Raw genomic sequence first — 5,336 nt, forward strand, 5'->3', positions numbered from 1 at the left:
GCCAACTTCATGGGATTCGTCAAACTCGCAGCCATCGCCATCTGGCTCAAATAGCTAAATCGTCACTACCGCCTAAGGTTATGGCAGAACTCTTCGTTTTGTTTGAATGCCATGGCCGTTAAGGCGTGCGGCGTCTTGCAAATTCTCTCCAGACATCCGAAGCTGCACATTCTATCACCATGCACAAACAAACGGCAGATTATGGCAGCGCGCCAACGCATCATACCCATCCGCAGAGAGTACAACCGCTGGGTAGCGAACCAGACATTGGAAGACTATGCGCTTCGCTTCACCGCAAAGAGTGCGCGGCGGTTCTCGTCCAGCCGAATTTCGCAAACGGCTATAGGCGCAATTTCCTTCCTTGCGCTGGAAGCGATTGGCGGAGCCATCACACTCTCCTATGGCACAACAAATGCCTTCTTCGCCATTCTGGTGGCCGCAGTGCTTATGCTCGTGATCGGACTGCCAATCAGCCGTTATGCCATTCGCCATGGCGTCGACATCGACCTTTTGACGCGCGGCGCAAGTTTCGGCTATATCGGCTCGACCATCACCTCGCTGATCTATGCGAGTTTCACCTTCATGCTGTTTGCCATCGAGGCATCCATCATGACAGGGGCGCTCAATCTTGCCTTCGGCATTCCGCTCTGGCTTGGCTATATCATCAGCTCGGTCGTGGTCATCCCGCTCGTCATTTATGGTGTACAACTCATTTCGCGTTTCCAGCTGGCAACACAGCCCTTCTGGATTGTGCTGAACGTCCTGCCGTTCATATTTATCGCCCTCCTGGATTGGGAGAAGATCGAGCTGTGGCGGGCCTTTGCGGGCATTGGTCATTCCAACACCGGCCTGGGGGGGCCTGCCCCCTTCGATTTGCTGGAATTCGGTGCAGCTTCAGCCGTCATCTTTGCACTTATGCCCCAGATTGGGGAACAGGTGGATTTCCTGCGCTTCCTACCGGCCGAAGGGCAGAAGAAATGGCACCATCGTCTGGCCGTATTTCTGGCCGGTCCGGGCTGGGTCGTCCTTGGTGTACCAAAGCTTCTGGCGGGAAGTTTTCTGGCGGTTCTCGCGCTATCGACCGCAGTTCCCGCACACGAGGCCGCCGACCCGGCCCATATGTATCTTGTCGCCTTCGGCTACATGATCCCAAACCAGACGGCAGCCCTTCTGCTAATGGTCGCCTTCGTCGTGGTATCGCAGCTGAAGATCAACGTCATGAACGCCTATGCGGGTTCGCTGGCCTGGTCGAATTTCTTCTCTCGCCTCACCCACAGCCATCCGGGCCGCGTGGTCTGGCTGATCTTCAACGTCGCTATCGCCCTGCTGCTGATGGAACTCGGCATCTACCGGCTGCTGGAGGCGACGCTCGGCATATTTTCCATCATCGCCATGTCCTGGCTCTGCACCATCTCCGCTGATCTGGCCATCAACAAGCCGCTCGGCCTGTCTCCGCCGGGTATCGAGTTCAAGCGTGCCCATCTTTACGATCTGAACCCGGTCGGGTTGGGAGCCATGCTGGGTTCAGCCGGCATCGCCCTTGCGGCCCATTTCGGCCTGTTCGGAACTATTGCGGCATCACTATCGACCTACCTCACGCTTTCCGCCTTCGTTCTCTCACCCCTGATCGCATGGGCCACGAAGGGTCGATACTATCTCGCGCGCAAGCCACGCCACGCCTGGAAAAACGCAACCTCCATCACCTGCTCGATCTGCGAACATCCCTTCGAGCCCGAAGACATGGCCTGGTGTCCTGCCTATGCGGCACCCATCTGCTCGCTGTGCTGCTCGCTGGACAGCCGCTGCCACGATATGTGCAAGCCGAAAGCCCAGATGAAAGCGCAGATCGGCAGCGTGGCGCGGACCATGTTGTCGGACCGTATCGTCGAACGACTGATGACGCGTCTGGGGCGCTACGCACTCACCTCCATTCTGTCGATCTCGGCCATGGGTGCCATTCTCTTCATGATCGCCTATCAGGTGGGCGAGGCAACACCTGCCAATGCCGAAGTGATCTACGGCACCACGCTGATCGTCTTCTTCGTCTTCGCCATCATCGCCGGCATCGTCTCCTGGTTCTATGTTCTGGCCCATGACAGCCGCGTCGTGGCGGAGGAGGAAAGCTCGCGACAGAATACGCTGCTGCTCAAGGAAATCGCGGCCCACCGCAAGACGGATGCCGCGCTCCAGCAGGCAAAGGAAGTGGCGGAAGCCGCCAACCGCGCCAAGAGCCGCTATGTCGTGGGCCTCAGTCACGAGCTTCGCACGCCGCTTAACGCCGTTTTGGGCTATGCACAGCTTCTGGAACGGGACGAGACCATTCCCGCACCGCGCCAGTCCGCGATCAAAGTGATACGCCGCTCCGCCGATCACCTCTCCGGCCTGATCGACGGACTGCTCGACATCTCGAAGATCGAAGCGGGTCGCCTGCAGGTTTATTCCAACGAAATCAATATCCAGGATTTTCTCGATCAGATCGTCGATATGTTCCGCCCGCAGGCACAGGCAAAAGGCCTGAACTTCGAGCACGACCGCACCCCGGCCCTGCCCACTTATGTGCGCACCGACGAAAAGCGACTGCGCCAGATTCTGGTCAATCTGCTCTCGAACGCCATCAAGTTTACTGATAGCGGGTGGGTGCGTTTCAACATCACCTATCGAAGCCAGGTTGCCACCTTCACTGTTGAGGATACCGGCCGCGGCATCGCGGAAAAGGATCTCACCCGCATCTACGAACCCTTTCAGCGCGGCGAGGCAGAAAGTATCCGGCCCATGCCGGGGCTTGGTCTCGGCCTCACCATTACCCGGCTTCTCACCAACACCATGGGCGGCGAGATTTCCGTCACCAGCGAAAAGGATGCCGGCTCCAGTTTCCGGGTGCGTCTTCTGCTCTCGGCAGTCAACCGCCCGACAATCATGCCCGCACCGGAGAAGAAGATCATCGGCTACACGGGTCCGCGCCGCACTGTCGTGGTGGTCGACGACAATGAGGATCATCGCGACCTGATGCGCGAAGTGCTGAAGCCGCTCGATTTCGTGGTCTTGACCGCCAGCGGTGGCCCTGAATGTTTGACCCTGATTGCAGCTGCGAAACCCGACCTCTTCCTGGTGGACATCCTCATGCCGGGCATGAACGGCTGGCAACTGGTGGAACGCCTGCGCGAGGACGGTCAGACCGCGCCGATCATCATGCTCTCGGCCAATATCGGCGATGGCGCCTCCAGCATCCGCAAGGGGGATGGCCACAGTGACGCCATTTCAAAGCCCGTGGATATCCGCCAACTCTCCGACAAGCTGGCCCAGAACCTTGGCCTGACCTGGATCTATGAGGGCGAAGCGCTGCAGCAACGGGAAGGCCCCGCTCCGGTCAAAAGCCCGGGTGCAAGCCATATCGACGATCTCATCCAACTGGCGGAAATCGGCTATATTCGGGGGCTCGAAACGAAGCTGGGCGATCTCGCGGCCTCACCAGAACACCGCGCCTTTACGGAAGCGGCGCGGCACTATATTCAAAGCTTCGATATGGCCGGACTGATGACGTTCCTGAGACAGTTCCGCGAGGAAAGGATGCCGCAGGATGGCTGAAAACTCCGCACCCAGAGAGATTGTTCTTCTGGTCGATGACAGTCCGGATGCGCTCGGCTTTCTGACGGAAGCACTCGAACAGTCAGGCTTCTCGGTGCTGATTGCAACGTCTGGTCAATTCGCCATCAGCATTGTCGACCGCATTACCCCGGATCTCATTCTGCTCGATGCCGTGATGCCCGGCATGGATGGGTTCGAAACCTGCCGCAGGCTGAAGGCCAATCCGGCCGTTTCACAGGTGCCGGTCATCTTCATGACAGGGCTTACCCAGACCGAACATGTGGTCAACGCGCTGGAAAGCGGGGGCGTCGATTACCTCACCAAACCCATCAACATCGATGAACTGCGCGCCCGCATCCGCGTTCATTTGTCCAATGCCCGCTCAGCCCAGAGTGCGCGCGTGGCGCTGGATGCGGCAGGCCGACACCTTCTGGCCGTGCGCGGCAACGGCGCCCTGCACTGGTCGACACCCCAAGCGACGCGGCTCATCAATACAGCCTTCGGTCAGGATGACGGTCTGGACCAGGCCACGCGGAAAATCTCGACCTGGATGACCGATCGCGACAGGCCGGGCTTTCCACGCGAGGTGACCTTTGCCGTGGATACGCAAGCCGCCACCACCCTGCAGTTTTCGTTCCTCGGCGCCATCGGCCCGGACGAGTATCTCATTCGTGTCAGCGCACTCAGCAACCGCGCCGAAGATGACGTTCTGCGCCAGCACTTCCCCGTGACCCAGCGCGAAGCGGAAGTGCTGCTCTGGATTGCCAAGGGCAAGTCCAACAAGGACATTGGCGATATTCTCGGCCTCTCCGCCCGCACCGTCAACAAGCACCTGGAACAGATCTACGTGAAGCTGGGCGTTGAAAATCGCGCATCGGCAGCCGTCAAAGCCGCCAACGTGCTGCATGAAATGTGATCGCCGCTACGAAGACAGCACAGCCAGACCAGATCAACGATCCGATCAGCCCCTGGGTGCTCGCATAGGTGCTCGTGGCTGCGAGACAGCCGGACCGGCAGCCTGTGGATTTGCCATTACATTCGCCGGCTGGCCCCAGACGGATATCGGTTGATTGTCTTTCGTCAGCACCTTGGAATCGTAAATGGCAAGCGAGGTTTGCTGCTGGGCCATGTCCGCGCATTGCTGGATGATACCGCCGATGTAGCGCATGCAACTAGTCGCATCGCCGGGCACGGACCCAGTGGCCCAATCTTTCACGATTCCATCTTGTCCAACAAGAAAATAGGACAGCCGGTTGTTGCTCATGACGGAAGAGCTTGAGACCAGTCCGCCGAAATCAGCCCCTCGCTCCGTCCGTGCCGAGGGCGCAATATGTCGATAGATCATCTGTCCATTCGAAAGAGGCGTCGCGCCGATCATCGGACCGAATGTCGCGCGGTCGTCTCCGGCAAGCCTATCCATCGGCGAAGTTCCGATGCTGGCAACCTGCGTATAGGGTTTACCGAGCGCATAGCTGGTGAAAGACCGGTTGGCCATGCCCTCGGCCTTTTCAGTCACCTGCGAGCAGCCTGCCAAAGCAAACAGCAGAGCAAAAGCAAAAAACCTGACGCGCATGACCGGCCCCTTCATCCGTTACGCTCATTTACGACAAATCCTGCGCAAAGTCTTGACAGCTTTCAAGCCTTCGCGGCCCTTGAACATAAATAGACCAAAAAAAGGGTCGGCGCGTGCCGACCCCTCTCCACAGGCGAATGAACCGCCGATGATGTCTTACATCTGGAAGTAGGAATAC

3 protein-coding genes are annotated in these 5,336 nt (G+C 58.6%); 2 read left to right on the forward strand and 1 reads right to left on the reverse strand.

The genetic code is table 11. The annotated features are described in order from the left end of the window. Positions 1–201: 201 nt before the first annotated feature. Positions 202–3,585 (forward strand): hybrid sensor histidine kinase/response regulator, encoded by a 3,384-nt coding sequence (locus MUU53_RS22895; protein ID WP_247262905.1) that lies wholly within the window; start codon positions 202–204, stop codon positions 3,583–3,585. After that, on the forward strand, positions 3,578–4,501 hold the full coding sequence (locus tag MUU53_RS22900; RefSeq protein ID WP_247262906.1) for a response regulator transcription factor: 924 nt from the start codon (positions 3,578–3,580) through the stop codon (positions 4,499–4,501). Before MUU53_RS22895 ends, MUU53_RS22900 begins: the two co-directional genes overlap by 8 nt. A 45-nt stretch (positions 4,502–4,546) precedes the next feature. On the opposite strand, the gene MUU53_RS22905 is transcribed toward MUU53_RS22900, so the two are convergent. After that, positions 4,547–5,158: a hypothetical protein gene (locus MUU53_RS22905; RefSeq protein ID WP_247262907.1), complete on the reverse strand. Its 612-nt coding sequence runs from the start codon at positions 5,156–5,158 to the stop codon at positions 4,547–4,549. Positions 5,159–5,336 lie beyond the last annotated feature (178 nt).

The sequence above is a fragment of the Affinirhizobium lemnae genome (assembly GCF_022968395.1).
In the GTDB taxonomy this organism is placed as follows: domain Bacteria; phylum Pseudomonadota; class Alphaproteobacteria; order Rhizobiales; family Rhizobiaceae; genus Neorhizobium; species Neorhizobium lemnae.